Origin of the sequence: Streptomyces cinnamoneus (assembly GCF_014650495.1) — a bacterium.
Lineage (GTDB): Bacteria > Actinomycetota > Actinomycetes > Streptomycetales > Streptomycetaceae > Streptomyces > Streptomyces cinnamoneus.
The window spans coordinates 1-1,051 of sequence record NZ_BMVB01000075.1 but is presented as its reverse complement, the minus strand read 5'-3'; the positions used below and the strand labels follow the sequence as shown (position 1 = coordinate 1,051).

The following is a 1,051-nucleotide window of genomic DNA, read 5'->3' as shown; positions in this document are numbered from 1 at the left end:
TGTATTGACCCGCAGGGTTGTTGACGCGGGTGATGGGTGGCTCGCCCCTGAGCGCGGTGTGGCATCGGTGGTGGTTGTAGGTGTGGAGGAAGTCTGCCAGGGCTGCGGTGCGTTCGTTGTTGCTGGTGTAGGGCCGGATGTAGGCCCATTCGTCGAGCAGGGTTCGGTTGAAGCGTTCGACCTTGCCGTTGGTCTGGGGCCGGTAGGCGCGGGTGAGCTTGCCGGTCGCGCCGAGGTCGGCCAGGGTTTGTTTCCAGGCCAGGCCCTTGCGGTAGGCCCAGGCGTTGTCCGTGAGTACCCGCTCGATCTGGGTGATGCCGTGTGTGTGGAAGAAGGCGGCTGCGCGGGTGAGGAAACCAGCGCAGGTCGCGACCTTCTCGTCGGGGTGGATCTCGCTGTAGGCGAGGCGGGAGTGGTCGTCGACGGCGGAGTGGATGTAGTCGAAGCCCATGCCGCTGCGGGTGGTGCGGCCGGCCTGGCGGCCCAGGGCCTTGTGACCGCCGCCGTCCGGGATCCGTCCGAGTTTCTTGACGTCGACGTGGACGAGTTCGCCGGGGCGGTCTCGTTCGTAGCGGCGGATGACCTGGCCGGTGGTCCGGTCGATCCAGGCCAGCCGGTTCAGTGCGTGGCGGGTGAGTATCCGGTGCACGGTCGAGGCGGGCAGGCCCAGGATCGGACCGATCCGGGCCGGGCCCAGCTTCCGCGTCGTCCTCAGCTCGCACACCCGGGTCTCGAGGGCGGCGGAGGTGCGGTGCGGGGTTGTGCGGGGCCTGCTGGAGCGGTCCCGCAGTCCCGGCTCGCCCTCGGCCCGCCACCGGCGGACCCATTTGTGGGCTGTTGTCCGCGAGATGCCCATCTCGGCTGCCACGTGCGCGACGGGACGGCCGGAACGGACACGCTCGACCAGGATCCGTCTGCCGTGAACGGTCAGCCGGGCATTACGGTGGGACACGAAGACCTCCGTGCGGTGAAGACTCGACACCTCCACCACACCGGAGGTCTTCGCCATGAACAAGACCCACGACTGTCAACAACGCTCGTGATCAATACA

The 1,051-nt window shown here is 67.8% G+C and carries 1 protein-coding gene; it reads right to left on the bottom strand.

What is annotated here, in order from left to right; translation table 11 throughout:
* A partial coding sequence (locus tag IE182_RS31520) for an IS481 family transposase (protein ID WP_190113419.1) occupies positions 1–952 on the bottom strand: 952 nt, incomplete at its 3' end.
* Positions 953–1,051: the final 99 nt, after the last annotated feature.